This window comes from Anaerolineales bacterium (assembly GCA_015075725.1).
In the GTDB taxonomy this organism is placed as follows: Bacteria; Chloroflexota; Anaerolineae; order Anaerolineales; family Villigracilaceae; genus Villigracilis.
On the sequence record JABTTV010000001.1, the window covers coordinates 1,203,400 to 1,228,795 of the forward strand.

Consider the following 25,396-nt stretch of genomic DNA (forward strand, 5'->3'; position numbering starts at 1 on the left):
TCGGGAGATTTCCTATGCCTATTAAATACCGCCGCGCCACATCCGCGGATAACTTTACGACTTTCACGATTTTTCGCAATTCGCTGGAGGATTTCAGCCAGCGCACGGGGGTGCAAGCCATCACGGGCGGTAACGACCCGCAAAAAATGCGGGAACTTTGGGAAAGCCGCCGACCGTTCTGGGAACATCTCACGAACACCAGCGACAATTTTTGGATCGCTGAAAAGGACGGGGAAGGCATCGGCTATGCACGCAGCATTTTGCGTGGAGATCACCGCGAGTTGACCGAGTTTTTCGTCCTGCCGGGAAATCAATCCGCGGGCGTGGGCAGGGAGCTGCTCCAGCGCGCCTTCCCGAACGATGCGCCTCATCGCTCCATCATCGCAACGCCGGACCTGCGCGCCCAGGCGCGGTATCTCAAGGCGGGAGTTTATCCCTTCCTGACCGAGTTCTATCTCGAACGCAAGCCTGAACCTGTGGTCGTTGAAACCGACCTCGTCATCGAAACGCCATCCATGTCAACCGCCCCCGTTGAAGCAATCAGCGATATTGACTTGCAGATCATCGGCCACCGCCGCGATGTGGATCACCGCTATTTGATGAGCGACCGCAAACTTCATATCTACAAACGTGCCGGGGAGATCGTCGGGTATGGATATATCCACAAGGATTTGTACGGTCCGTTCGCGCTGCTGGACAAGAATGATTTTCCCGCCGTGCTTGCCCATGCGGAGAATGAATCCTTGGAGATGGGCGCATCCGCGGTCGGGTTCGAAGTTCCAACCATAAACACTGTCGCCATCGATCATCTACTGAAACGCGGCTATCGCCTAGAAGGATTCATGGGCTCGATCATGTCTGATGCGCCGTTCGGGAAGTTCGAAAATTATCTGTTAACCAGTCCCCCATATTTTCTGTGAAGGTTATTTTCTCCTCCGGGGAATCAACTTTCCAATTTCAGCGCGGATCGCCCTGTTGATGCGGGTGGGGATCTGGTTGATCTGCCTGGGGAGAATACGCTTGAACAAACTTCCGCGCCAGTTCTGCAGGATGGCCTCCATGTAAAGTTTCTCCAGCGAACGGACCTGCGTTTCGATGGAATACTTCTCGCTCAATGCCAGCGAATGTTCGCCGAAACGCTTCCTCCGCTCACGGTCTGGGAGCAGGTCTGCAAGCACATCGGCATATTTTTTCACGTCAAGCGGAACCGCATATCCGTTCCGTCCATCTTCGAGCATGCCTTCGAAGGCTTCATCTTGCACGGCAACGAATGGCAGGCCGGAGGCAATCGCTTCGATGACCGAGATGGGATGAACCTCGGTGGTAGATGCAGAGAGAAACACATCGGCATCGTGCAAAATATCGGGCAGGTCCGCGCGGTCGATCATGCCAAGGAAGTGAATGCGGTCCCTGGCACGGGTGACGTTTGCTTTTTCTTCCACTTGTTTGCGCGCACTGCCATCCCCGACAAAAACCAAATGGCCGTTGGGAATGCGGTCTGCAATCAAATCAAAGGCTTCCACGATGAATTCGAGCCGCTTCTCCGGGTCCATGCGCCCGACAGTGAGAAGAATCGGCGCATCGGGACCCAGCCCAAGCCTGTTTCGCAACGCCCCGGGGGTTTTGACCGCCTTGAACATGCTCAAATCGATTCCGTTCGGGATGACCGTGATGGGCTGTTTTACTTTTTGATTCAAGAGCAAACGATGGAATTTCGGCGAAGGGACAATGATTTGATCCCCCAGATCCGTGGATGCCTTGCTAAACCACGCCGCCGCATATTTGATAATACCCGTATTCCCGATGAACTTGATGTAATGGGTGTAATCGGTAATGGACGTGTGATAAGTGTAGATCAATGGCAATCTCTTGGTGGAAGCAGTGAGATACGCCAGCAACCCGACACTTGCCGGGCTGTGCGCATGAAGCACATCGAAATGCTTGCGCGTCAACTTCCACGTTGAGCGCGGAGTTCCCAGCACGGCAACATAGATGGGCGGATTGTTGAGATATTTTAACGAAGGCAGGCGCATCACATTCGGTTCGTTGTCTTTATAACCGGGGAAACGCGGAGCAAAGATGGTCACTTGATGTCCGCGTTTTTTCAGTCCCTCCGAGATCATCTGTAAAGAGACCGATACGCCGTTCACCTGCGGGGCGTACGTGTCTGTAAACAAACCGATGCGCAGCGAACCGATGGGGAGTTCTGTATTGTTCGAGGTCATGGATTCTCCAAACAAAGACCCTAAAAATCCCCGGAAACATTGGGGTCGCGATTCTTTTCCCGTTCCTGTTGCGAAAGGTTCGCCTTCATCCGTTTCGACAGTTCGCGGCGGGTGAGCATGACGCGATGCCGGCAGCCTTTGCATTCCAGACCGATATCCGCGCCGAGCCGCACCACGGTCCATTCGTAGGAGCCGCATGGATGGGGTTTTCGCAATCGCAGGTGATCGTTCATTTGCAGGTTTGGAAGCATGGAAAGGATTATACCGCCGCAAATTTACTCGGCTATAATCACCCCATGACTGGATACAAATTCTTTCACCCCACCGAAGTCCGGTATGGAGACCTGGACCCGCAGGGACACGTCAACAACGCCAAATACCTGACCTACTTCGAGCAGGCGCGCGTCTATCACTTTATGAAAATGGGCTTGTTCAGCAAGGATCAATCCTTTATGGAGATCGGCGTTATTGTGGCTGACATCCATATCAAGTACAGGTCTCCCACTCATTACGGCGACAATATCAAAACCGGCGCAAGGGTCGCGAAGATCGGTAATAAATCCATAACAGTGGAGCAATGTGTGATGGATGCCGATTCCGGAAAAGTAATGGCAAGCGGCGAGGTGATTTTGGTCACGTTCGATTACAAGAGTATGAAGACCATCCCTGTGCCGGAGGATTGGAAGAAGAAGATTTCGGAGTTTGAAGGGTTGTAAAAAGAGTTTAAGGTTCAAGGTTGAAGGTTGCAATTTGAAACCCTTGACCAACCGGTAACCTGAATTTTTCAACCTACAACAAAAGGTGCCCCATGTCCCTTCCAAAAATTGACGAAAAATATTTCACCACCTTCCTCGTTGACCTTCTCAACATCCCCTCGCCAACGGGTTTTGCAGGCGCGGCAATTGACTTCGTTGAAAAAGAACTGTCCAGATACAAGCAATTGGAACTTTCAAGGACGAAAAAAGGGGCTTTGGTTGGAAAGTGGAAAGTGGAAAGTGATCTGCCCCCTGTCGCATTGACCGCCCACGCGGACACACTCGGTGCGGTGGTGAAGGAGATCAAAGGTAATGGACGGTTGCGACTCAGCCGCATCGGCGGGATTCAGTGGCCGACAATCGAAACCGAAGGCGTGTGGGTGTTCACCTCCAAAGGTAAAAAGATACGAGGCTCGGTGCTCATCGACGTGGCATCGGGTCACATCCACAGCGGACCGGACCTCCCGCGCGACGAAAAACATTTGGAAGTCCGCCTTGATGCAAAGACAACCTCTGAAAAAGAAACCCGCGCGATGGGAATCAACATCGGCGACTGCGTAGCGTTCGATACTCGCACCGAAGTGACCGATGGATTCGTCCGCTCGCGTTTTCTCGACGACAAGGCTTGCGTGGCAAATCTGGTCGCGGCGATCAAGTCAATGGTGGATGCGGGTCAAAGTCCAGCAAGAAGCGCGTATTTCCTCATCTCGAACTATGAAGAGGTTGGTCATGGCGCGGCGGTTGGAATCCCAGAGGAAGTTGCTGAGTTGGTCACGGTGGATATGGCTGTCGTCGGCGAAGGACAGGAGTCGGACGAGTTTCATGCGACGCTATGCATCAAGGACAGCGGCGGTCCGTATCATGAAGGCTTGAATAAAAAACTTCGCGAAATTGCCGAGAAGCATGCAATTCCATACAAGACGGATGTCTATCCCTTCTACGGCTCGGACGGTGAAGCGTTCTGGCGGGCAGGCGGTGATGTGGCTTTGTCGTTGATCGGTCCCGGGATCGATGCGTCGCACAACTACGAGCGCGCGCACATGGACGGTTTGAACGCGACGACGAATTGGATCATGGCGTATTTGATGGAATAATGTGGTCTCGATACGGCGTCGGTCGAGTAGCCCGATGGTTGAGTAGCCACGCAGTGGCGTATCGAAACCGAAGGGCGTAACGAGACCCGCCGCCTACTCGACCACTGTTATGAGGAATAATGAAACTCGATGCGGCAATGCCTCTCGTACAGTTGAATGAAGTTTCTGCGATCGCGAAAGCCGCGGAAGAGATCGGCTTTGCGGGGTTGTGGACTCAGGAAACCCAGCACGACCCATTCCTGCCTTGCGCATTGATCGCAGAGCACACGTCAAAAATGGAAATGGGGACAGCAATTGCCGTGTCCTTTGCACGCTCACCCGCCAATCTCGCTTATGTCGCATGGGATTTGGCGGCTCAGTCTGGGGGACGATTCATTTTGGGTCTGGGTACGCAGGTCAAGGCGCACATCGAGAGGCGTTTCGGAATGCCGTGGCCCGAGTCGGTGACGGGAAAACTCCGCGAGCAGATTCAGGTCATCCGCGCGTTTTGGGATTGCTGGCAGAATGGAACGAAGTTAAATTTTCGCGGCGAGCACTACAAGATCACGTTGATGTCGCCGTTTTTCAACCCAGGTCCTTTGACCTCGCCCCCGACCCCTCTCCTAAAGGAGAGGGGAGCATATATTCCAATATACATTGCAGGAGTCAACACAGGCTTAGCGAGACTTGCTGGCGAAATGTGCGAAGGATTCCACGCGCACCCGTTCAACAGTCCGCGATACATGAATGAGGTGCTCCTGCCCGCTATCGAAGAGGGACTTCAAAAAAGCGGACGCAAACGCAGTGAAATTTCCGTCTCGATGACCCCATTTGTCGCCACCACGCCGGAAGAAGAAGGCTTCGCGCGGATGCAGATTTCTTTCTACGCTTCGACGCCATCCTACAAGCCCGTGATGGAGTTGCATGGCTGGGGCGCGACCGCGGAAAAACTCTCCGGTTTCGCCGCCAAAGGTGAGTGGGCCGAGATGCCAATGCTCATCACAGACGAGATGCTCAACGAATTTTGTTTGATGACCACGCAGGAAAACCTCGCTTCTGATTTGAAGAAACGCTTCGGCGGCATCGCGGATAGAATTACGCTCTACACACCCTTCGTCCCCGGCGAAAAGGATGAGTGGTGGAAGAATTTGGCGGTGGTATTCAACCAGTAGGTCCGGCTTTTAGCCGGACACATCCAATAATTTGAGGGCAATTTGTTTGCAACACAGGCAAACCTGCTTACAAGGATTTCACCTATGATCCCGAAATACGAATTCACACGCCTGCTCGTGACAGATTTCAAAACCTGCTTCCGCTTCTACCGCGACGTGATGGGTTTCAAGCCCAACTTCGGCACCGAAGACGATACCTACGCCGACTTCGAGATCGGCGCGGTCAATATTTCGTTATTCGACAAAGCCGAAATGAGCGCCACACTTGGCACATCCTCCAAGCCCGTACAAGCCGAGATCCAAGACACCGTCTGCCTGACCTTCTCCGTCGAAAGCGTGGATGAGTTCTGCAAGGATTTACGCGCTCATGGTGTAACCCTGCTCACCGAACCGACCGACCATGCCGATTGGGGCATCCGCACCGCCCACTTCCGCGACCCGGATGGGCATCTGATCGAGATCAACCAACCCTTGAAAAGAGACTAACTCATGGACTTCAACGACTACCAGCAAAAATCACGCGCTACGGCGCAATACCCTGCTATCGGGCATCCGGTCATCTACCCGGCGCTGGGACTGGTCAACGAAGCAGGCGAAGTCGCGGGAAAGATCAAAAAGATATTCAGGGATAAACAGTGGAACATCGGCGAGGCAGAGCGGGAGGCGCTCAAAGCCGAACTCGGCGACGTGCTCTGGTACATTGCTCAAGTTGCCACCGAGTTGAACCTTCCGCTCGATGAGATTGCGGAAGAAAACCTTGCGAAACTTCTGGATAGGCAGGCGCGCGGAAAGATAAAAGGGGACGGGGATAACCGCTGATAACCCCCCCGGCGCATTGACAGTCACCAATTGGGGACAGGGGTGTTCTCATTGGAAAGGTATCGGTTGGCAGAAAAGAGGCAGTATGCTGTTCCAGGCGACTTTACTGGTTGACCTCATCGCGATGTCCATCTGCTTGTGGATGGCGTTCTATTTATTCGCGCGCGGCTTCCCGAGCGCCATTGCCATGCGCGCAGCCGTCTTGCTGCTAGCCCTGGGGGCATTTTTCTTCGGCGCATACAACAACCTCTTCATCCAGATTCCCGGCACGGCTGCCTGGCGCGCCGCTTTCCTGATCGCGGGCCTCACCCAGTGGTATCACATCACTCTGCATCTCCTGCCTGAACATGCGCGTTATCGCAGCCGCCCGCTGACGTATATTGTATATATCGTAGCGATTGTCACAGTCACATTATTACTTCGCACACAAGGTGCTTTTGTTGGCGAAGTGGGCAACGTCCTTTATGTGGCACGCATGGGCATCGGACTGCCTTACATGATGTATGGGGTTTTCGAAATTGTGGTATTAACCGGCATCCATTACAACCTGCTTGCATACAAGCGAGTGGGGCTCAAGCCGGAAGGTAGATATTTCCTTTTCGCTTCTCTCTTCGCACTATTTGGGGTCTCATACGGGATCGTCTCGCTTGCGCTCTCCCCGCCCATGCCCCGCCTGGTCCAGGATCTACTCGTCTTTAGCGGTGTCTTTGTCATGGGGCTCTCGGTGACAAACCAGCAGGTACTCGTCGAAAGACGTACCTCGCTGCAGGAATTCCCGGTGACTGGCGTAGTGACCATCGTCCTCGTCATCATTTACGCGATTGCGTCCCTGCGCCTCGGACTCCCTCTGCATTTGGTCGGTCCCATTGCGGCGTTCGTGGTGCTGACACATGCCCTCTATGATCTTGCCCGCGAATATCTCGAACGTTTACGCGCCCGCAAGGAACGTCAGTTTCGAAAAGAATTGTACAAGCTCGAAGCCGAAAGCCCTGAGAACACCCTGCGTCTGCGCCTCAGCAAGGGACTGGAAACGTTGTGCCATACATTGGATGCACCCAGCGGAATAATCGCGGTTCGGTCGGGGCAGGAATTCGTCGTAGCAGCGAGCAGGCAATCGGTCGAAGTAGAGAGCCAGTTACCCATATCCCTTGTGGCGTTCGATGAGCTATCCAAACTTCCAGAGGAGAGTCTCCCGGGCATCTTGCATATCGCACCTTCTTTTGATGGACGGACTCAGATTGCAGTGGTGGGCATTGGCAAGCCAAACACCAAACTGGAATATTCCACAGGCGACCTTGAGCTGCTTGCCGAAGTTGCCGACCAGGTGGGCACGTTGATATCGCTAGCGAACTCCCGAGAAAATGATCAGGCTCAATCCCAGATCGACGAAGTGGATTCTGATCTTGAGTCGAGCAAGCTGATAGATGCCATCGAGCACAACCCTGACCCGGACTTTATCAAGATCGTGGAAGAAGGACTGCGCCATCTTTCAGATTACATCACACTGGGGCAATCAGCACTGGCAGATAAACTCGGCATCCAAGCTGGTTCGCACATTGAACGCGGACGGGAATTGCAAAAGGTGATAATCGGGGCAATTGAATTGCTGCGCCCTGCCGAAAAACGCCCGCCCGAACCGCTTCCGCGCGTTTGGTATAACCATGCCGTATTGCATGATGCCTACGTGGAAGGCGTGCCCAACCGCGAGATTATGGCGCGGCTGTACATTTCTGAAGGCACGTTCAATCGCACACGCCGTAACGCCATCCGCGGCTTGGCACGGTTGTTGATGGAAAAATATAATACAAGAAAATAATCCAGATCTCAAATACCCTAGCCCCTGAAGGTTATAACCTTCAGGGGCTTTTTTGTTCTTTGTGAGATTTTTTTCACAATGAAAGTTTATAAGATTGGCGTCTATTGGCAGTTCCTTCTCTGTGATTGGCAGTTCGAAAATGCGAAAGTAGGGACACCAAAGGAGATCGCCATGAACCGACACCTTCTTTTCACTAACGTTCAAGAGTATTACCAAAACCTGGTTGCAGAGCTTGTCACCGCCCGACATGCAATTTCCATGACCTTCCTTGCGTTCGATAGCGGCATTTGGGCGGAAAAGATCGCCGAGGTTCTGATCGCGAAAGCGGCGCAGGGTGTGAGCGTGCGCCTGATGGTGGATGAGATTGGGCAGGTCTTCGATAAACCTGCGCACGCCTTTAAAAACATTGTCCTCTTCGACCACTTGCGTTCGCACGGCGTTCAGGTGGATGTTTACCGCCCCGTCTCTCCTTTGAAGATCAACAACCGCCTGCACTGCAAAATCGTCGCGGTCGACAACCGCACTGCCTTCCTCGGCGGCTCGAACATCGGCGACTACTATACCACCTGGAGCGACTCGAACCTGCGCGTGGACGGCGAACTAGGAACTGTGTTCCACGACCTCTACGATTTTCTGCGTGGCTTTTCCCAAAATGGAGATCTCGCTTCGCGTTTGTTGAACGTCTCGGACCTGTATGCGGGTACAGACCGGATATGGTTGACCGTCCCCCGCCACCAATACGATATCCGCCAGGCATTGCTCAAGCTCATCACCGATGCCGATAAATTCATCTTCATCCGTACCTGGTATTTCCTGCCGGATGATGAAATACTTGCCGCCCTGTGCAAACAGGCGCGTAGAGGCGTGCAGGTGAACGTACTGCTTTCGCACGAGACCCGTGTGCGCCCGGTGGATTTTGCGAATTACATCCACGTCCATAAGCTGGTCTGCGCGGGTGGAAATGTCCACCGTTACGCAGGAAAATACATGCACAGCAAAGCCGCATGGAACGATCATAACAATATCCTCTTTGGTTCGGCAAACCTCGACGCTCATTCGATGAAGATCAACTTCGAGTCTTGTTTGCAGATCAACGACGCGAGACTGACCTGGGAACTGCGTCACGCCTACTACAGTGACCTCGCGTCTGGCATTCGACAAACGGCTCAATCGCACCTGTGCCGCCCCTTCGCCGACAAAGCCATCACCCACGCCTGCAATCTGGCTTCGCCGTGGTTATAGTGTTTCTTGTCATTCTGAGCCGCTTGCGGCGAAGAATCTCTACGACTGTCTCAGACACCTTTGTGGCGTAAGGCGCCACTCAATGTGACACAAAGGAGAATTGAAATGAAAACGCTTAAAATTACCGCTGTCATCGTTCTTGTAACCCTTGCCCTGATCTATCGCGAGTCCATCGGGAATTACCTCGAGATCATCACAGATCAGGAATCCGTTTCGACCTACCTGCGGGGATTTGGTCCGCTCGGACCGGTGGTGCTGTTCTGCCTGCTCGTGGCGCAGGTCTTTGTTGCGGTGATCCCGGGTCACGCGCTGATGGTCACTGCGGGATATGTATACGGCAATATCGGTTTGATCGTAGTCATCGCCAGCACCATCCTCGGAAGCCAGATCGCCTTTACCATCGCCCGCCGCTACGGACGGAACCTGATTTACAAACTTGCTTCCCCGGCCGTCATCGAAAAATGGGACAAGACCGCCCGTCATCAGGGAATCCTTTTCTACTTCTTCGCCTTCGTCCTGCCGATCTTCCCCAGCGACCTGATGTGCTATGTGGCGGGTCTGGCAACCATCCCTCCGCGCCGCTTCTTCGTCTCCAATGTGATGGGACGCACCTGTTGCGCGGTCTTCGTCACCCTGCTCGGCATGTACGGCACACACCCGCCCGTCTGGTTCCTGGTCGTTGCCGCGCTTGGGATCATCGCCATCGTTGCGGGTTGGTTCATCTACAAAAAGACAAACCTCCCGCAGGCATTGAATGTTCAATGCAATATCTGATCGCTACAAACCAACCATAAGAGAATCGCCATGAAAATGAATCAATTCGAAACTTTCCTGATGACCTTCGATCTGGGCAGGAACATATATCTAAAAGGGATTGTCAATGAATTGCAGGAACTCTCCAACCTGCCTGCGGGGAAAAAAATCCTCGAGATCGGCTGCGGCAATGGGATCGGCACGCGCTTCATTGACGAATACTTCAAGCCATCTGAATTCATCGCCACCGAATATGACGAGTCGCTGGTGGAAATCGCTCAATCGAAGAACAAAGGCTCAAAGGTCTGGTTCGAGGCGGGCAACGCCGCAGACATGCGCTTTGCCGACGGCGATTTCGATGCAGTCATGGGCTTGAGCGTAATCCATCACATCCCCAACTGGGAAGAGGCGCTCGATGAGATTCAGCGTGTCCTCAAACCGGGCGGATTACTCATCATTAAGGAACTCTCGATTGACACATTCGAGTCTTCGTTCGGAAGAATCGCCCGCCGCTTCGTCGAGCATCCCTACGACAACATGTTCAAGAAAGACGAATTTCTCGATTACCTGCAACAAGAAGGATTCGAGATTCTCGTCTGTCGCCCGCACTCCATGCTGTACCTGCTAACCGATTTCTATCTTGTGGCAAGAAAGAGATAACGCCATGCGCATCGCATACCTTACTCAACCCTATCCCCCAATGATCAGCGGCGCGTCCATTGCCGCCGAGCAACTGGCAAAGGGCATGGCAGAGCGCGGACACGAGATATTGGTAATCGCCGCTAGCGATACCGGGCAGGCGTATCAAACCCACAAAAAGAATTTAACCGTTCTGCGGTTGAAATCCTTCAACAACCCTTTGCGCGTCCGGCAACGGCTATTGGCATTCCCGCACAGAACCATTATGAAAGCCCTGTGTGAGTTTAAACCGGACCTCATCCACACCCATGAACCGGCACAAATGGGTTTTCTCGGACTCAAGTATGCCTGCTCCACCCGAATCCCCGTGATCTTGACGGCGCATCAGCTGCCCTGGTTCATTACGCCATACCTGCCAGACATCCCCATGTTGAAAACAATCGTTGAACGCCTGGCATGGACATACGCAGGCTGGCTGACGGGAAACTTTTCGTCCATCATCTCGCCCACACTGACCATCTCAGAAGTCATTCAGGTAAAGACAGGTTTTTACCCAACCACGATCCCCTATGGTATTGACTTGAAAACCTTCAACCTGAACGCAGCAGTGGATGAAGCAACTGAAATACATACGCGCTACAGCATTCCAGATCATATGCCCATCATCCTGCATGTCGGCAGGTTGGACGCTGACAAGAATGTGGAACGTGTTCTACTGGCAGCAGAGAGCGTGATCAAAAAATCAAATGCGCATCTACTGATCGTCGGCGATGGACGCCGAAAACAAGCCTTAATCGAGCTATCCACGTCCCTTGGCATTGAGGCATCTACCCACTTGGTTGGATTCATATCGAAAAAGAGCGAACTGGCAAAAATATACCGAAGCGCCGATGTTTTTGTAACCGCTTCTGAGATCGAAACGCAAGGGATTGTCCTCCTCGAAGCGGCAGCCTGCGGCTTACCAAGTGCAGCAGTCGATGCTACATGCATCTCTGAAGTCGTTCAAGATGGAAAAACCGGCTATCTTGCACAACCCGGTAACATTCCAGCACTGGGCAAAGCCATTGAAAAATTATTGGAACGATCAGTGGAAAAAAGGCAGATGCAAATCGAATGCCGCAAATTGGCAGAAAAGTATGGGCTCGAACCTTCGAACGAAAAACACGAAATCTTCTATCTACAATCCGTGGGCCATGGGTTCGAACGGGTAAAGCAGCAAGAGTTTATGGCATTGAAAAACTAATACAGGGGTACTCAATCTCGTACAACCGGCAACCCCGAGTCCTCTCGCCCCCACTCCGCCCACGAGCCGTCATACACTGCAAGATTTCTAAGCCCCGCCTGCTCAGCCGCCAGCGCGAGAATGCAAGCCGTCACGCCGGAACCACAGCTAAAGATCAATTTTTTATTTTTATATTGCGCAAACATTTCCTGGAGAAGCGCAGGGGATTTCATTACGCCGTCCACTTGAGTCTCCCCAAAGGGAATATTGACCGCCCCGGGCATGTGTCCGCCTCTCAGCCCTGCGCGCGGCTCAGGCTCCTGACCTGTGAACCGTCCCGCCGACCGGGCATCCATCACGCTGAAAGCGGAATCATTCAAGGCGTGAAGAACTGCTTGAGAGTCAACGATCAACTCCGGGCGCGGATGTGTGGCGAAGTTTCCTCGAAGAGATGGAGTTGCGAGCGTGGACGAAACCTCATAACCCGCATTTATCCATGCAGGCAGACCTCCATCCAAAACGGCGACATTATCATGCCCCATCGCGCGGAACATCCACCACGCGCGCGGGCTGGCATACACACCCACGTTATCATAAGCAACAATCGCGCTGTCTTCATCGATGCCAAGTTTTTGCATCTCTTCGGTAAAGAACTCTGCGGTGGGCATCATATGCGGAAGCGGAGTGTTCTTCTCGCAAATTTCGTTATCGAAATCGAATCGCAGCGAGCCGGGGATGTATGCGATGGTTTGTGATGCAACAACATTCCCCACCGGTTTCATGCTGGCGTCGAGGACGATAAGGTTTTCAGCAAGAAGATTTTCTTTCAGCCATTGAGCAGAGACAAGCGAATTGGGGACGGTTACTTTTGTCATGCCGATATTTTACCGCCTAAAAAAGAAGCCGCATCCTCACAGATACGACTTCTTTCTTCTTTTACCTTTCCAAACTTTTCACTTTCCATCACCTACTCGATATGCCTCACTTCGCCGCTGACCGAAATGCTTTCCCCCGCCTTCGGTGTAAAGGAAACATTCAACCGCGAAGGGACGCCCATGTCTTCACCCTGCAAGATGGTAAATTCATTTTTACCTTTCCAGCCAATATCGCGCAGATAACCCGCCAATGCCGCAGCCGCCGCGCCCGTTGCCGGGTCTTCGTAGACTCCGCCCGCCGCGAAGGGATTGCGCGAATGGATGACCGAATCCGATTCCTGCCATAACAAGCTGATGGTGATGAGTCCTTCCGCCATCATCAAAGCGCGGACGGATTCAAAATCATATTTCATATCCGCGAGTGTGGCGCGGTCTTTGACGAAAAGGATCAAGTGCTTTGCACCCGCGCCTGCAAGCCGAATGGGGAAACTCGAATCGAGTTGACTGCGATCCATGTGGAAGCCAGCCAATACTTTATCCACAAAATCCGTTGGCGCATCTTTTGACCAGGTCTCAGGTGATTGAAGCGTGGCAGACATTCTCTGCCCAGACTTTTTCGCGCTGACGCTGATCTCGCTGTCGTTCAGGATCAGTTTATACGTCCCTTCGCCGAAGCGTTCACCAAGAGCCGCACCGAGCGCAATTGTGGCATGACCGCAAAACGGCACCTCCAGCTCCGGCGCAAAATAGCGGACTCTCCAGCCGTCATTCTGCTTAACAAGAAAAGCTGTCTCCGAATAACCGATTTCCTTTGCAATTGCCATCATCTCTTCGTCCGTCGGCATCGAGTCGTAGAACGCGACGCCAGCCGGGTTGCCGCCAAGTCCATTCTGGGAAAAGGCTGCGAGTCGTAAAACGTTTGTCATCCTATTACCTCCAAAGTTTTCAATAATAAACCGCATCTTTTCAGACGCGGTTTCCTGTTCCCTATTTTACGGATCGCTGGTTACTGCTCTTAATCGATCCTCCCCGTCATGATCGCCATCTTCACCTCGCCGATGGCTTTCGTCACCTGGATCTCGCGCGGACAGGCTTCCGTGCAGCTGTAAGCCGTGTGGCAGCGGGCGATGCCGTCTGTCTCTGCGAGGATTCTGAGCCGCTGGGATGCGCCTTCGTCGCGGCTGTCGAAGATGAAACGGTGGGCGGTCACCATGGCGGCCGGACCATAATATTGATCGCTCGCCCAGAACGATGGACAGGAGGTGGTGCAAGCCGCGCACAGAATGCATTTGGTGGTCTCATCGAAGCGCGCGCGCTGTTCCGGCGACTGGAGGCGTTCGCGTCCGTTTTCAGGAAGAGGCGAGTCGTTGATCAGGTACGGCAGCATCTTCCTGTAGTTATCGAAGAAGGGTTCCATGTCCACGATCAAATCCTTCTTGACCTTCATGCCCAGCACCGGCTCGATGGTGATATTCTCGCCCACATCGCGCACGAGTACTTTGCAAGCCAGCCGGTTCCGCCCGTTGATGCGCATCGCATCCGAGCCGCAGACGCCGTGCGCGCACGAACGACGGAACGATAACGCGCCGTCGGTCTTGCCCTTGATGTATTCGAGCAGATCCAGGATGCGGTCGTTCGGGTCGGCTTCGACCTTGTAGGTCACATAATTGCCGCGCATATCTTTCTCGGGGTTGTAACGGAAAATCTTAACCGTAATTTCCATAAATGACTCCTCTAAAGTGCATGGTGCATATACCTGACACCTGACACTTGAAACCTTAATACACTCTCGCCTTAGGCTGGTGTTTCGTAATCACGACCGGCTTGTACGAAATCTCCGCCTTGCCGTTCTTCTTCGTCACCAGCGTATGTTTCAACCAGTTCTCATCGTCGCGTTCGGGATAATCCTCGCGCGAATGGCCGCCGCGGCTTTCCCTGCGGTTCAACGCGCTCATCGCGATCACCTCCGCCACTTCGAGCATGTTGCCGAGTTCCCACGCATTCAACAACTCGGTGTTGAAGATCGTACCCGTGTCGCTCACACGGACATCCTTGTACCGCACCTGCATCTCACGCACCTTCTCCAGAGCCGATTGCATCTCATTCTCCCTGCGGTAGATGCCCACATCGCGGAACATGACGCTCTTCATCTCGTTGGACAGGTCGAACGCGTTCTCTTTTCCCGACCCATTGCGCAGCGCCTCAAATTCGGACCTCGCGGCTGAGTCTGCGTCCCCAGGCAGCCTGGTCCATTCAGCGGATTTGGCGTACTCCGCCGCTTTGAGTCCTGCATGTTTTCCGAACACGACCAGGTCGAGCAGGGAGTTTGTCCCAAGCCGGTTCGCTCCATGCACGGAGACACACGCACACTCGCCCGCCGCATACAAACCGGGGACTTTTGAGCCTTCATCGTCCACGACCACTTCGCCGAATTTATTGGTGGGAATGCCGCCCATCGTGTAATGAGCCGTCGGCTGGATGGGCATCATCTGGGTTATCGGGTCCACGCCGAGGTAGACGCGGCAGAAATCGATGATGTCGGGAATCTTTTTCAAGACGGTATCCCCGGTGATGGTGTAGGGAGAGCCGTCCGGATTCTTCCTTCCATCCTCCGCCGCAAACTTGTTCACCGTCTCCGGGCGGATATCCAGCCAGACATAATTCTTCCCATCCACGCCGCGCCCTTCCTTGATCTCGGTCAATATCGCGCGCGAGACCACATCGCGCGAAGCAAGGTCCTTGACCGATGGCGCATACTTCGGCATAAAGCGCTCGCCCATGCCGTTGATCAACACGCCGCCTTCGCCGCGCACGCCTTCGGTGATGAGAATACCGAGTTTGTAAATACCCGTCGGATGGAATTGAAAGAACTCCATGTCCTCGAGCGGAATGCCGCGCCGATACAGGATGGCTGCGCCGTCGCCCGTGTAGGCATAGGCATTGGATGTCACTTCGAAAATGCGCCCGTGTCCGCCTGTGGCAAAGACAATTGATTTTCCATGAAAAGTGTGGAGCTCTCCCGTCGCTAATTCGATCGCGACAATGCCCGAAGCCTTGCCGTCCACCATGATGAAGTCCACGACCTGGTATTCATCGAAGAAGGTCACGTTGTTCTTGATGCACTGCTGATACAGCGTTTGCAGGATCATGTGACCGGTACGGTCCGCGGCATGAGCGGCGCGGCGGACGGGTTTGCCCGTTTCGTTGTTGGTATGCCCGCCGAACGGACGCTGCGAAATTTTGCCTTCGGGAGTCCTGTCGAAAGGCAGTCCCATGTGTTCCAACTCAAGAACGGCATCGATGGCTTCATTGCACATGAACTCGATGGCATCCTGGTCTCCGAGATAGTCCGACCCTTTGACGGTATCGTACATGTGCCATTCGGGTTTGTCTTCCTCATAGTTTCCCAGCGCCGCGGAGATGCCGCCCTGCGCCGCGCCCGTGTGCGAGCGCGTGGGATATAACTTGCTGATGACCGCCGTCTTCGCGGACTTGGAGGCGTACAACCCCGCCATGAGCCCCGCCCCACCCGCGCCGACCACGATCACTTCGAATTGATGAACATTCGGCATGAATTTACTGCTCCTAGTTTTCACTACAACGGGTCAAAAAGGGGCACAAAGTTTTTTTCCTACTTTGCGACACTTCGTGTCCTTTGTGGTTAATGGATTTAAGAAGTCCAGAGGATCCACAAGCCCATGAGCATCATTGCAGTCATAAAAACGACGCTCAACAGGCGCACAAAATTGCGTCCCTTTGAACTTACGATGTAATCGTCCGCAATGACCACCAGACCATGCACACCGTGCGCTGTGGCAAGCAGCAGAAGCGCGCTGGCGGTCAACTTCCAGAAGGGAGTCGCCCACGGTTCGATGTCCTGCAAATCGGTGCCTTCCACATGGGTCACATTCGGCATGAAGGACCAGCGCATCACGTCGGCAAGGTTCATATTGTTGCGCGCGCCCATCACCAGCGCCCCGATCAGGGCAAAGAGGATCAAAGCATACATTCCGAGCGCGGAAAGGCGGGTGAAGACCCACATGATGGATTCGAAGTTCGTCAGCCCGCGTTCTTTGAGGGAAAGGGTTTTCGTCTTCGTCTTCATCCTAACCTCCCAACCCCGTGCTCAAGATGACGTACAGACACAATCCATACAAGGGGATGAATACCGCCCATTCGATCCAGATGGCTTCCCTTTGATGTTCGAGCATCTTCGGGAAAAGATCGAGAAGCGTGATCCGCAAGCCGTTGATGGCATGGAACAGCGCGCAGAAGAAAACAAATGCCTGGAACGCCCAATTTTCGTAGATGTTGTTGATCCCCGCCCCAAGCTTCCCGCCGATAAACGATGCCAGGATATGCACCGCAATGAGGACCGCCATTCCCAACCCGCCGATGCGGTGCAGGATAAAAGTCAGGTACCCCGCCGGTCCGCGGTAGCGCAGACCCGTGGATAGGCTGACATCCCGTTTCAAGCCCATGTGATTAGCCTCCGTGGTGAAAATTGTTACGAGCGCTCATTTTACCCGCTATCTCTTAAAAGTTTAAGTGAAAAGGCGGGCATATCGAAACGTGACGAAAATCCTGTCAATTTCATTCCTGCCGTCCTACACAATCAGGGTACAAAGACCCTTATAATCCAATTCCAATGCTTGGAAAACCGCGGTTTTCCATATTAATCCGACAATCAACGGCAAGCGCAGCACATTTCCCCTGGAGGCGTCCATGTCTGACTCACACGAGTTATCCCGCCGGGATTTCATAAAGGTAACGACGGGTATTGTTGGAGGATTGATCGGTGCCATGATCGGTCTTCCCTCCGTTTTCTATTTGATCGATCCCGCATTCAAGGAGGGCGGCAAGGAAGCGTGGATTCCCATCGGCAAATTCGAAGATATGCAGGTCGGAATGCCCTATCCCTTCTCGTTTACACGGGTACAGGTCAACGGCTGGGAACGAACCGCAAGTTCCTTCGGCGGATACGCCGTCCGCAAATCGGATGATCCGGACGGGCTGCTCATCCTCAACAGCCGCTGTACGCATCTGGCTTGCACCGTGAACTGGTCGGCGGACGCAAATGCATTCATCTGTCCCTGTCACGACGCCAAGTTCAGCATGGAGGGCGAAGTGCTGGATGGACCTCCCCCGCGCGCGTTGGATATCTATGAAGAACACCGCATCACGGAAGACGGCATCATAGAGATCTTCTTCAAGGAAGCATAACTGGAGCGTGTCATGCTGAGAGGCGCGAGGCGCCACGAAGCATCTCTATGACCAGTTTGGAAACTCTTCGCCACAGCTCAGAGTGACAAATCGGAGTAAATCTATGTGGAAAAACATTTACCTTTGGCTCGATGAACGCATCGGTTTCAACGACTTCTATAAAAATTTGCTCGACCGCCCCGAACCCAAAACCTCCTGGTGGAACACGCTCGGCTCAGCCAGCATGTTCCTTTTTGTTTTGCAGGGGCTGACCGGCATCTTTCTCACCGTGTATTACACCCCCTCGCCCGACCATGCCTATGACTCCGTCAACTACATCATGGAAGGCGTCGCTTTCGGCTGGTTGATCCGCGGCATTCATCATTGGGGCGCCACTCTTATGGTGATCCTGGTCTTCGTCCACATGCTGCGCGTGTTCTACACCGCTTCCTTCAAATATCCCCGCGAGCTGACCTGGCTCATCGGAATCGGCTTGTTCCTCACCACGCTTGGCATGGGTTTCACCGGTTATCTGCTGCCGTGGAATCAAAAAGCCTTTTGGGCGACCACCGTCGGCACGCAGATCGCCGGGACGGCTCCCTACATTGGCGAATTCATTCTCAAAGCCCTGCGCGGCGGACCCGACCTGAGCGCCCTAACGCTCCAACGCTTCTTCTCCGCTCATATCTGGATCATCCCCGCCATCCTTGCCGCCTTGATCGGCGTCCATCTCTTCCTCATCATCAAGCACGGCGAATCGCACTGGCCCAAAAAGGAAGACTAAGCCATGAACGACGAAACCAAAAAACAGATCAACGAACGGTACGAACGCGAACTCGATAAAGGTGAACGCTTCTGGCCCGATACCATCTTCAAAGATGTGGTCATGTCGTTGGGCATCTTCCTCCTGCTTATCCTGCTGGCGACCTTCGTCGGCGTGCCTGCCGAACCCAAAGCCGACCCGAGCGACACATCTTACATCCCGCGCCCGGAATGGTATTTCCTTTTCCTTTTCAAATTCCTGGCGTTGTATGGTCAGCTGCCCATCATTGGCAAGATAGAATGGCTTGCCACGGTGCTTATCCCCGGCATTGCCGTCGCTGTGCTGACCCTGATCCCATTCATCGAGAAGAGTCCGCACCGCCATTACAGCAAGCGAGTCCTCCCCATCGCCATCATGACCATCATGGTCGTCGGCATCGTCTTGCTGACGTTGATGTCCGAGATCCCGACCGTTTCTGAAGATGGCTCTGCGTTGCTTGGGATGCTGCAAACCATTTCGGGGATTTTCATCCCCCTGGCGGCATACATCCTGTTATTCGCTTTCAAAAATAACACCCGCCTCATGCTCTGGACGACGGGACTGGCGGCTGCTTCGATGATCCTCGTCTCAGGGACGGTGCTCACGCTCGCGCCGGAGAAAGAAGCGGAAGAGACCGAAGTCGCCACCACATTGCCGGACCAGATCGTCGCCGGGCAGGACCTGTACTCCATTCACTGCACCGAATGTCACGGTGACGACGGGTCCGTCGCCGTCATCGAAGGCGTGGAAGGACTCGAGGGCGAAAAGATCACGCCCATCAACAGCCGCGATGTGCTTTATACCATCACCGATTCCGCAATGAACGAAGTCATCGCCTATGGCCGCCCTAATGCGGGCATGCCGCCCTTCGGCAAGACCTACGGCGGCGAACTTACCAAAAGCGAGATCGATTACATCATTATCTTCATGCGCTACCTGTGGGATGACCGATTCGAAGCGCCGGTCATCAAGCCGCTCTTCCCGCCCCTCGCAGACGGCGAAGTCCCATCATATGACGTTCACATCCAGCCCGTCGTGAAGCGTTATTGCATCTCCTGTCATCGCGCAGGAAAAGACAACAACAATTACCTGATGACCACCTACGAAGAAATCCTCACTACAGGCGATCAGGCTGCGAACAACGTCATCGCGGGCGACGAAAAATCATACCTTCTGCAAACCATACAGGGACAGTCCATCATGAATCCTGAGAAACCCGATGAAGAACTGATCGGCGTCATGCCGCCCACCAAGGCGCTCAAACCCGACGTGGTGGATGTCTTCGTCCGCTGGGTGATGAACGGCATGCCGCAAACCGCCGCGGAAGCTGCCGCGCTCTCCACAACGCCGACACCCACGCCGGCGCCGTAATAAACATCCCTTAAGAACCAACAGACCGCATCGCTCGATGCGGTCTGTTTATATCGCGTTGAAGATAAACTATAATCGGGAAAATTTAATTTGTGTTATTCGACAATTCATGAGGAGAGAAATCGATGTCAGGTATGAACAACATTACCCGGTATTTTGCGCTTGTGGTCGGATTTGCATTTGTCCTCGCAGGCATCGCAGGTTTCATCCCCTTCTTCACCCCGCCGCCCCATGCAGACGCCCCTCATCTGATTTTGAACTCGAATTATGGATTGCTGCTCGGTTTGTTCCCGGTCAACACACTCCACAGCATCTTTCATTTTTCGGTCGGCGTCTTTGGCATTTATGCTTATCGCAATTACGTCATGTCGCGGTTCTTCTCCCGCTTCCTCGGCGTGACATTGGGAATCTTCACCGTCATGGGTTTGATTCCCCAACTTCATACAACATTTGGCTATTTGCCTTTGTACGGCCATGATATCTGGCTTCACGGGCTGGAGGCGGTGATCGGGCTGTATCTGGGATTCTTCCCGAGTCAAAATCAAACGGAGGCAGGTCATGTTCGATAAGTCGCCGGAGAATCCAGCCATCCCGTCATATCTGAGATTCGTCACCGCCGTTGAATGTTGTGTTGTTTTCACGGCGGCATTCATATTGTTCTTCCTGCCCGCCTTTTCTGAGTCTGTTTGGTCATGGGCGATTCCCCCGTTCAACGCGCGTTTCGTCGGCGCAGTCTATTTTGCGGCGTACATTCCATTGATCCTCTTCTGGCTCAACCCGCGCTGGACCCCCGGCAGGCTGGTGCTCTGGATGATCTTTGTGTTCACTGCTTTGATCATGATCGCCATGTTCCTTCACGTCGATTCGTTCGCCTGGGACCGCCCCGCAACCTTTCTGGTCTTCTGGCCTCTTTATATTTTTCTGCCCATCAACTCGGCCATCTTTCTATACAAGTTCCGCAATGTCGAACTTAGAATCCAGGATGATCTTTCCCCAACCTGGAAAACCATCCTTAAGTTATTCGCCTTGCTCACGGGAATATACGGCATTGGATTGTTCTTTGCTCCTGAAACTTTGACCCGCTTCTGGCCCTGGCCCGTGGATGCCTTCCATGCCCGCATCTACGCTTCCGCTTTCGTCACGCCAGCTGTCGGCGCGTGGATCCTGAGCGGCAGGCGCGGCGCCGCCTCGGAATACCTGACCTTTGGGCTGAACCTGCTCGCGGGCGGTATACTGCCCATCCTCGGAACGCTTCTCACGCATCTTAATGTGCCCCCGGAACGTCAAGTAGATTTTGGAAGCCTTGGCACATGGATCTTCTTTCTATTCTTTCTTGCAACGGGAGTCCTGGGAGCCTTGCAGGTCCGGTTGGCGTTCCAGACAAAAAACAAAATGGAGAACAAATGAAAACAGAAAGCGGACTTGAGTTAAAAAAAGACCTCGGAGGTTTTGGAAACCTCCGAGGTCTTTGATCATCGATCACTTCTTTTTCTTCTTCGCCGCCTTCTTAGGCGCAGCCTTCTTTGCCACTCTCCTGGCAGGCTTCTTCGCCGCAACCTGCGACCTTCCACTTTCAACTTTCAGCTCAGGACTCTTATCCATCCACTTGATGATCGCATCGCCGAACTCCGAGCATTTGACCTCGGTCGGCTTGTCCATCAAACGCGCAAAATCGTACGTCACAGTCTTTGCCGCAATCGCGCCTTCCATGCCTTTGACGATCAAATCGGCGGCTTCTGTCCAGCCCATGTAGCGCAGCATCATCTCGCCGGAGAGGATGACTGAGCCGGGATTCACTTTATCCAGATCGGCATATTTCGGAGCCGTACCGTGAGTCGCCTCGAAGATGGCGTGACCCGTCACATAGTTGATGTTCGCGCCGGGCGCGATGCCGATTCCCCCCACCTGCGCCGCCAACGCATCAGAGAGATAGTCACCGTTCAGGTTCATCGTGGCGATCACATCGTAATCGCGCGGGCGGATGAGGACGAATTGCAAAGTGACGTCGGCGATGGAGTCTTTCAACAGTAGTTTCGCTTTCCATTTGCCGTCGCCGTGAGTGGGCCACAATTTCAACGCTTCTTCCACCTCGGATTTGATATCGCCCTGCTGGGCGGGGGACATCATGTCGAAGCCGGGGTCGACCATCTTGGCATTGTCTTCAACGCTCAAATTCGGGTTCTTCTCTTTGTTGCCGAGGATCCAACTCTCGCGCTCGGTCACCACGTCGTTCCTGAACTCGCGCTTGCCGAGGGCGTAACCCCAGTCCTTGAACGCGCCTTCGGTGAACTTCATGATGTTACCTTTATGGACAAAGTTCACGCTCCTGCGTTTGTTGAGCAGGGCATATTGGATCGCCGCCCGCGCGAGCCTTTCGGTGCCATCCACCGATACAGGCTTCAAGCCGATGCCCGCAGTATCCGGGAAGCGCATCTTGGCATATTCCTTCGGGAAGGCTTCCTTGAACAATTCCTTGAACTTCTTGTTGTCTTCGGTTCCGTATGCAAATTCGATACCGGCGTAAATGTCCTCGGTATTCTCGCGGAAGATGACCATATCCACGTATTCGGGATGATTAACCGGCGAAGGAACGCCCTTATACCAGCGCACCGGGCGCAGGCAGACGTACAGATCGAGCAATTTGCGGAGTTGAACGTTCAACGAGCGGATGCCGCCGCCGATCGGCGTGGTCAACGGACCTTTAATTCCCACCAGAAATTCTTTAAACGCTTCGGTGGTCTCATCGGGCAGCCAGCTTTGGAACATCTTGAACGACTTCTCGCCCGCATACACTTCCATCCAACGGATTTTGCGCTTGCCGCCATATGCCTTCTCCACCGCCGCATCGAACACGCGCACCGAAGCGCGCCAGATATCGCGCCCGGTCCCGTCGCCCTCCACGAACGGGACGATCGGGTTATCGGGGACGTTCAACTTCCCATTTTGAATTGAAATCTTCGCCCCGCCCGCGGGGACTTTTACGTTTTGATATGCCATCTTTCCGAATCTCCTAGCAAAATGTTGGCGGGATTATAACATCCGCCTCTTCCTCGCCGACGCCTGCCCCGGCTTTCTGTGACTTTCATCTTAAAAAATGTGACTGCCACTTTTGAACGTGACAGTCACCTTGATTTACGTCTTCTGCGTCTGCAGTTTGTATTTCCTCAACGCCTTCCAGCCGACCAGCATCTTTTCCTTCTCGTCCCACAAGCGAAAGTACAGCGACTTCAAACTGTCGCGGACCGTCAGCGGCTCGATCTGGAACATCGGGTTTTCCTCGTGGCACTGCTCCAGTTTGTAGTTGGGAATCTTCGGGCTGAGGTGATGGATGTGATGGAAGCCGATATTGCCCGTGAACCATTGCAGGACCTTTGGAAGTTTATAGTAGGAACTGCCATCCATCCCGGCGTTGAAGAAGTTCCAATCCTTGTGGCGCTCCCAGTAGGTCGGGTCGAAGTTATGCTGGACGTAAAAGAGCCAGACGCCCGCCCCGCAAGCCATCAGCAGAATGGGAAGTTCCACCAGCAGATACGCCTGCCAGCCAATGATGTGGATCGCCCAACCGACAAAACCAATCAGGGCAAGGTTCGTCCACACCACGCTGTTCTTTTCGCGCTTCCCCGCGCCACGGTCCCAGAAGCGATGAGCGAAAACGAACACGATCATCGCGCCGATGGTGAACAGGATGAAGGGATTGCGCATCACGCGGTAGCCGAATTTTTTGTACCAGGGAGCGGCGAGATATTCCTCCACCGTCATCGTGTACACATCGCCGATTCCGCGCCGGTCGAGATCCCCGGCTGTGGCGTGGTGGATGGCGTGCGAATGCTTCCAGTGAAAATAGGGAGTCCACACCGCCGCACCGAGGAGAAGGCCGAGGCGGTCGTTGGCCAGCTTCGTCCTGAAGAACGAGCCGTGACAGCAGTCATGGAAGATGATGAACATCCGCACCATGAACCCGGCGGCAGGGATGGTGAGAAGCAAGGTCAGCCAGTAGCCGACTTGCAGGCTGAGATATGCCAGATACCACAGCACAAAAAATGGAATGACCGAATTGAAGACCTGCCACAGACTGCGCCAGGTTTCGGGGTATGCATACTTGGCAACGATGGATTGCCATTTGATCTGTCCGATGCTCATGGAAGCCCTCCGAAATGGGTTGATCTTTTCCGCTTATGATAATGCAGAACGATTAAAAAAGCCGTATACTTTCCTCATGTTGAAACTCCCAGGTTTGATCGACCCCCACGTGCATGTCCGCGAACCAGGCCAAACTCACAAAGAGGATTGGGACACCGCCACCCAAGCCGCGCTTGCCGGTGGAGTGACGACCATCCTCGCGATGCCGAATACGAAACCGCCCATCTTCGATGAAGCGACCCTTGAATTGGCATTAAGTGCCGCGAAAGCCAAATCCCGCTGTGACTACGGTCAATACATCGGCGCGGGTCCCGATAATCCGGATGTCGCCGCTTCGCTCGCGCCGAGGGCTGCCGGGCTGAAGATGTACCTTGATTCCACCTTTGGCGAATTGCGCCTCGACGACATGACGCTGTGGACCCCGCACTTTCAAAAATTCCCCAAGTCGGCGCCCATGGTGATGCACTCCGAGAGCCGCACGATGGCGGCGGCAATCCTTTTTTCCGCCATTTACGATCATCCTGTTCATATCGCGCATGTATCTTTGAAAGAAGAGATCCTGCTCATCAAAGCCGCAAAGGAAAAGGGCATCAAGGTCACATGCGAAGTTTGCCCGCATCACCTGTTCTTAGATAAAGACCTGTCAGGTCTGCCCGCCGGTAGAACCGAAGTCCGCCCGCGGCTCGCGACAAAAGAGGATGTGGATAGCATGTGGATAAATCTGGACGTGATCGATTGCTTCGCCACCGACCACGCTCCGCATACTTTGGCTGAAAAGGACGGCGAGAATCCACCGCCGGGTTTCCCCGGTCTGGAGACATTGCTGCCTTTGTTGCTTACGGCTGTGGACGATGGACGGTTGACGATTGACGATGTAGTGCAAAGGCTCTCTACCAACCCAAAACGCATCTTCCACCTGCCCGACCAGCCTGAAACCTGGGTGGAAGTGGATGAAAACGCCATCTATGAGATCAAAGCCGCGGATCAATTCACGCGCTGCGGCTGGACTCCTTTCGAGGGTTGGAAGGTGAAGGGGAAGGTTCGCAAGGTTGTTTTACGTGGAAAGACCGCATTCGAAGATGGGAAAGTCCTGGCAAAGCCAGGTTCTGGCAGGAATGTGAGATGAGACCCGACAGGTTTCAGAAACCTGTCGGGTCTGGTGAATGGTATATTTTTTCACAATTCCAGCCATTCCTATCCGAAAAATCCCATCTGCCTCCCATATTTCGGATTATTTGTTTAGACAACTATACGATTCCGACCCTTGTTTCTGTGGATAAGTGCCAGTAA

27 protein-coding genes are annotated in these 25,396 nt (G+C 53.7%); 17 read left to right on the top strand and 10 right to left on the bottom strand.

The genetic code is table 11. The annotated features are described in order from the left end of the window. The first annotated feature begins 14 nt into the window (after positions 1-14). Positions 15-920: a GNAT family N-acetyltransferase gene (locus HS100_05825; GenBank protein ID MBE7433412.1), complete on the top strand. Its 906-nt coding sequence runs from the start codon at positions 15-17 to the stop codon at positions 918-920. Between the two features lie 3 nt (positions 921-923). Here HS100_05825 and HS100_05830 read toward each other — a convergent pair whose 3' ends face one another. After that, positions 924-2,225, bottom strand: coding sequence for a glycosyltransferase (locus HS100_05830; protein ID MBE7433413.1), 1,302 nt, complete (start codon positions 2,223-2,225; stop codon positions 924-926). 20 nt (positions 2,226-2,245) lie between these two features. After that, positions 2,246-2,476: a DUF951 domain-containing protein gene (locus HS100_05835; GenBank protein MBE7433414.1), complete on the bottom strand. Its 231-nt coding sequence runs from the start codon at positions 2,474-2,476 to the stop codon at positions 2,246-2,248. Between the two features lie 45 nt (positions 2,477-2,521). On the opposite strand from HS100_05835, the gene HS100_05840 reads away from it, so the two are divergent. The 10 genes from HS100_05840 to HS100_05885 all read left to right on the top strand — a co-directional run bounded on the left by HS100_05840 (position 2,522) and on the right by HS100_05885 (position 11,737). Next, complete coding sequence (locus HS100_05840; GenBank protein ID MBE7433415.1) at positions 2,522-2,941, top strand: acyl-CoA thioesterase; 420 nt, start codon at positions 2,522-2,524, stop codon at positions 2,939-2,941. Between the two features lie 92 nt (positions 2,942-3,033). Next, positions 3,034-4,074 carry a M42 family metallopeptidase gene (locus tag HS100_05845; GenBank protein MBE7433416.1) on the top strand — a complete coding sequence of 347 codons (1,041 nt, stop codon included), beginning with the start codon at positions 3,034-3,036 and terminating at the stop codon, positions 4,072-4,074. Between the two features lie 119 nt (positions 4,075-4,193). Then, positions 4,194-5,225, top strand: coding sequence for a TIGR03617 family F420-dependent LLM class oxidoreductase (locus HS100_05850; GenBank protein MBE7433417.1), 1,032 nt, complete (start codon positions 4,194-4,196; stop codon positions 5,223-5,225). An 84-nt stretch (positions 5,226-5,309) separates the two neighbouring features. Further along, on the top strand, positions 5,310-5,711 hold the full coding sequence (locus HS100_05855) for a VOC family protein (protein MBE7433418.1): 402 nt from the start codon (positions 5,310-5,312) through the stop codon (positions 5,709-5,711). Positions 5,712-5,714: 3 nt separating this feature from the next. After that, positions 5,715-6,044 carry a nucleoside triphosphate pyrophosphohydrolase family protein gene (locus HS100_05860; GenBank protein MBE7433419.1) on the top strand — a complete coding sequence of 110 codons (330 nt, stop codon included), beginning with the start codon at positions 5,715-5,717 and terminating at the stop codon, positions 6,042-6,044. Positions 6,045-6,129: 85 nt separating this feature from the next. Then, positions 6,130-7,860, top strand: coding sequence for a hypothetical protein (locus tag HS100_05865; protein ID MBE7433420.1), 1,731 nt, complete (start codon positions 6,130-6,132; stop codon positions 7,858-7,860). A gap of 171 nt (positions 7,861-8,031) precedes the next feature. Further along, positions 8,032-9,102: a hypothetical protein gene (locus HS100_05870; GenBank protein MBE7433421.1), complete on the top strand. Its 1,071-nt coding sequence runs from the start codon at positions 8,032-8,034 to the stop codon at positions 9,100-9,102. Between the two features lie 105 nt (positions 9,103-9,207). Continuing rightward, the gene (locus HS100_05875; GenBank protein MBE7433422.1) at positions 9,208-9,876 is read left to right on the top strand and encodes a TVP38/TMEM64 family protein; all 669 of its coding nucleotides are present in this window, start codon (positions 9,208-9,210) and stop codon (positions 9,874-9,876) included. A gap of 30 nt (positions 9,877-9,906) precedes the next feature. Next, complete coding sequence (locus HS100_05880; protein MBE7433423.1) at positions 9,907-10,515, top strand: class I SAM-dependent methyltransferase; 609 nt, start codon at positions 9,907-9,909, stop codon at positions 10,513-10,515. Positions 10,516-10,519: 4 nt separating this feature from the next. Next, entirely contained in the window at positions 10,520-11,737 is a 1,218-nt protein-coding gene (locus HS100_05885; protein ID MBE7433424.1) for a glycosyltransferase, read from the top strand. Positions 11,738-11,748: 11 nt separating this feature from the next. On the opposite strand, the gene HS100_05890 is transcribed toward HS100_05885, so the two are convergent. The 6 genes from HS100_05890 to HS100_05915 form a co-directional block, all read right to left on the bottom strand. Further along, a complete protein-coding gene (locus HS100_05890) occupies positions 11,749-12,591 on the bottom strand; it encodes a sulfurtransferase (protein ID MBE7433425.1) in 843 nt (280 codons plus the stop codon). 92 nt (positions 12,592-12,683) lie between these two features. Next, the gene (locus HS100_05895) at positions 12,684-13,517 is read right to left on the bottom strand and encodes a PhzF family phenazine biosynthesis protein (GenBank protein MBE7433426.1); all 834 of its coding nucleotides are present in this window, start codon (positions 13,515-13,517) and stop codon (positions 12,684-12,686) included. A gap of 89 nt (positions 13,518-13,606) precedes the next feature. Next, on the bottom strand, positions 13,607-14,314 hold the full coding sequence (locus HS100_05900) for a succinate dehydrogenase iron-sulfur subunit (GenBank protein MBE7433427.1): 708 nt from the start codon (positions 14,312-14,314) through the stop codon (positions 13,607-13,609). Between the two features lie 55 nt (positions 14,315-14,369). Beyond that, complete coding sequence (locus HS100_05905; protein MBE7433428.1) at positions 14,370-16,163, bottom strand: FAD-binding protein; 1,794 nt, start codon at positions 16,161-16,163, stop codon at positions 14,370-14,372. Positions 16,164-16,261: 98 nt separating this feature from the next. Then, positions 16,262-16,696, bottom strand: a complete 435-nt coding sequence (locus tag HS100_05910) for a hypothetical protein (protein MBE7433429.1) — start codon at positions 16,694-16,696, stop codon at positions 16,262-16,264. Between the two features lies 1 nt (position 16,697). After that, on the bottom strand, positions 16,698-17,072 hold the full coding sequence (locus tag HS100_05915) for a hypothetical protein (GenBank protein MBE7433430.1): 375 nt from the start codon (positions 17,070-17,072) through the stop codon (positions 16,698-16,700). A gap of 244 nt (positions 17,073-17,316) precedes the next feature. Between HS100_05915 and HS100_05920 the strand changes: the two genes are divergently transcribed. From HS100_05920 to HS100_05940, 5 genes are all read left to right on the top strand, one after another. Further along, positions 17,317-17,814: a ubiquinol-cytochrome c reductase iron-sulfur subunit gene (locus HS100_05920; GenBank protein ID MBE7433431.1), complete on the top strand. Its 498-nt coding sequence runs from the start codon at positions 17,317-17,319 to the stop codon at positions 17,812-17,814. A 103-nt stretch (positions 17,815-17,917) separates the two neighbouring features. Further along, on the top strand, positions 17,918-18,577 hold the full coding sequence (locus HS100_05925) for a cytochrome b N-terminal domain-containing protein (GenBank protein ID MBE7433432.1): 660 nt from the start codon (positions 17,918-17,920) through the stop codon (positions 18,575-18,577). A 3-nt stretch (positions 18,578-18,580) separates the two neighbouring features. After that, positions 18,581-19,966: a c-type cytochrome gene (locus tag HS100_05930; GenBank protein MBE7433433.1), complete on the top strand. Its 1,386-nt coding sequence runs from the start codon at positions 18,581-18,583 to the stop codon at positions 19,964-19,966. Between the two features lie 134 nt (positions 19,967-20,100). Continuing rightward, the gene (locus HS100_05935; protein ID MBE7433434.1) at positions 20,101-20,535 is read left to right on the top strand and encodes a DUF4383 domain-containing protein; all 435 of its coding nucleotides are present in this window, start codon (positions 20,101-20,103) and stop codon (positions 20,533-20,535) included. Then, on the top strand, positions 20,525-21,373 hold the full coding sequence (locus HS100_05940) for a hypothetical protein (GenBank protein ID MBE7433435.1): 849 nt from the start codon (positions 20,525-20,527) through the stop codon (positions 21,371-21,373). The genes HS100_05935 and HS100_05940 overlap by 11 nt, the downstream gene beginning before the upstream one ends. 72 nt (positions 21,374-21,445) lie before the next feature. Here the strand turns inward: HS100_05940 and icd are convergent, their stop codons facing one another. Together icd and HS100_05950 are read right to left on the bottom strand one after the other, a co-directional pair. Beyond that, positions 21,446-22,963 carry an NADP-dependent isocitrate dehydrogenase gene (gene icd / locus HS100_05945; GenBank protein MBE7433436.1) on the bottom strand — a complete coding sequence of 506 codons (1,518 nt, stop codon included), beginning with the start codon at positions 22,961-22,963 and terminating at the stop codon, positions 21,446-21,448. Between the two features lie 135 nt (positions 22,964-23,098). Next, positions 23,099-24,106 carry a fatty acid desaturase gene (locus HS100_05950; GenBank protein MBE7433437.1) on the bottom strand — a complete coding sequence of 336 codons (1,008 nt, stop codon included), beginning with the start codon at positions 24,104-24,106 and terminating at the stop codon, positions 23,099-23,101. Here HS100_05950 and HS100_05955 point away from each other — a divergent pair. Continuing rightward, on the top strand, positions 24,075-25,232 hold the full coding sequence (locus HS100_05955) for an amidohydrolase family protein (GenBank protein ID MBE7433438.1): 1,158 nt from the start codon (positions 24,075-24,077) through the stop codon (positions 25,230-25,232). The two genes, HS100_05950 and HS100_05955, sit on opposite strands and share 32 nt — an antisense overlap. Positions 25,233-25,396 lie beyond the last annotated feature (164 nt).

What these genes read in the sequence shown, in the direction of transcription:
- HS100_05915 (MBE7433430.1), bottom strand. Translation starts at nt 17,072, where the DNA reads ATGGGCTTGAAACGGGATGTCAGCCTATCCACGGGTCTGCGCTACCGC.
- HS100_05865 (MBE7433420.1), top strand. Translation starts at nt 6,130, where the DNA reads ATGCTGTTCCAGGCGACTTTACTGGTTGACCTCATCGCGATGTCCATC.
- HS100_05935 (MBE7433434.1), top strand. Translation starts at nt 20,101, where the DNA reads ATGAACAACATTACCCGGTATTTTGCGCTTGTGGTCGGATTTGCATTT.
- HS100_05835 (MBE7433414.1), bottom strand. Translation starts at nt 2,476, where the DNA reads ATGCTTCCAAACCTGCAAATGAACGATCACCTGCGATTGCGAAAACCC.
- HS100_05940 (MBE7433435.1), top strand. Translation starts at nt 20,525, where the DNA reads ATGTTCGATAAGTCGCCGGAGAATCCAGCCATCCCGTCATATCTGAGA.
- HS100_05860 (MBE7433419.1), top strand. Translation starts at nt 5,715, where the DNA reads ATGGACTTCAACGACTACCAGCAAAAATCACGCGCTACGGCGCAATAC.
- HS100_05850 (MBE7433417.1), top strand. Translation starts at nt 4,194, where the DNA reads ATGAAACTCGATGCGGCAATGCCTCTCGTACAGTTGAATGAAGTTTCT.
- HS100_05875 (MBE7433422.1), top strand. Translation starts at nt 9,208, where the DNA reads ATGAAAACGCTTAAAATTACCGCTGTCATCGTTCTTGTAACCCTTGCC.
- icd (MBE7433436.1), bottom strand. Translation starts at nt 22,963, where the DNA reads ATGGCATATCAAAACGTAAAAGTCCCCGCGGGCGGGGCGAAGATTTCA.
- HS100_05950 (MBE7433437.1), bottom strand. Translation starts at nt 24,106, where the DNA reads ATGAGCATCGGACAGATCAAATGGCAATCCATCGTTGCCAAGTATGCA.
- HS100_05845 (MBE7433416.1), top strand. Translation starts at nt 3,034, where the DNA reads ATGTCCCTTCCAAAAATTGACGAAAAATATTTCACCACCTTCCTCGTT.
- HS100_05880 (MBE7433423.1), top strand. Translation starts at nt 9,907, where the DNA reads ATGAAAATGAATCAATTCGAAACTTTCCTGATGACCTTCGATCTGGGC.
- HS100_05955 (MBE7433438.1), top strand. Translation starts at nt 24,075, where the DNA reads ATGGATTGCCATTTGATCTGTCCGATGCTCATGGAAGCCCTCCGAAAT.
- HS100_05900 (MBE7433427.1), bottom strand. Translation starts at nt 14,314, where the DNA reads ATGGAAATTACGGTTAAGATTTTCCGTTACAACCCCGAGAAAGATATG.
- HS100_05870 (MBE7433421.1), top strand. Translation starts at nt 8,032, where the DNA reads ATGAACCGACACCTTCTTTTCACTAACGTTCAAGAGTATTACCAAAAC.
- HS100_05840 (MBE7433415.1), top strand. Translation starts at nt 2,522, where the DNA reads ATGACTGGATACAAATTCTTTCACCCCACCGAAGTCCGGTATGGAGAC.
- HS100_05905 (MBE7433428.1), bottom strand. Translation starts at nt 16,163, where the DNA reads ATGCCGAATGTTCATCAATTCGAAGTGATCGTGGTCGGCGCGGGTGGG.
- HS100_05925 (MBE7433432.1), top strand. Translation starts at nt 17,918, where the DNA reads ATGTGGAAAAACATTTACCTTTGGCTCGATGAACGCATCGGTTTCAAC.
- HS100_05855 (MBE7433418.1), top strand. Translation starts at nt 5,310, where the DNA reads ATGATCCCGAAATACGAATTCACACGCCTGCTCGTGACAGATTTCAAA.
- HS100_05930 (MBE7433433.1), top strand. Translation starts at nt 18,581, where the DNA reads ATGAACGACGAAACCAAAAAACAGATCAACGAACGGTACGAACGCGAA.
- HS100_05830 (MBE7433413.1), bottom strand. Translation starts at nt 2,225, where the DNA reads ATGACCTCGAACAATACAGAACTCCCCATCGGTTCGCTGCGCATCGGT.
- HS100_05825 (MBE7433412.1), top strand. Translation starts at nt 15, where the DNA reads ATGCCTATTAAATACCGCCGCGCCACATCCGCGGATAACTTTACGACT.
- HS100_05910 (MBE7433429.1), bottom strand. Translation starts at nt 16,696, where the DNA reads ATGAAGACGAAGACGAAAACCCTTTCCCTCAAAGAACGCGGGCTGACG.
- HS100_05890 (MBE7433425.1), bottom strand. Translation starts at nt 12,591, where the DNA reads ATGACAAAAGTAACCGTCCCCAATTCGCTTGTCTCTGCTCAATGGCTG.
- HS100_05920 (MBE7433431.1), top strand. Translation starts at nt 17,317, where the DNA reads ATGTCTGACTCACACGAGTTATCCCGCCGGGATTTCATAAAGGTAACG.
- HS100_05895 (MBE7433426.1), bottom strand. Translation starts at nt 13,517, where the DNA reads ATGACAAACGTTTTACGACTCGCAGCCTTTTCCCAGAATGGACTTGGC.
- HS100_05885 (MBE7433424.1), top strand. Translation starts at nt 10,520, where the DNA reads ATGCGCATCGCATACCTTACTCAACCCTATCCCCCAATGATCAGCGGC.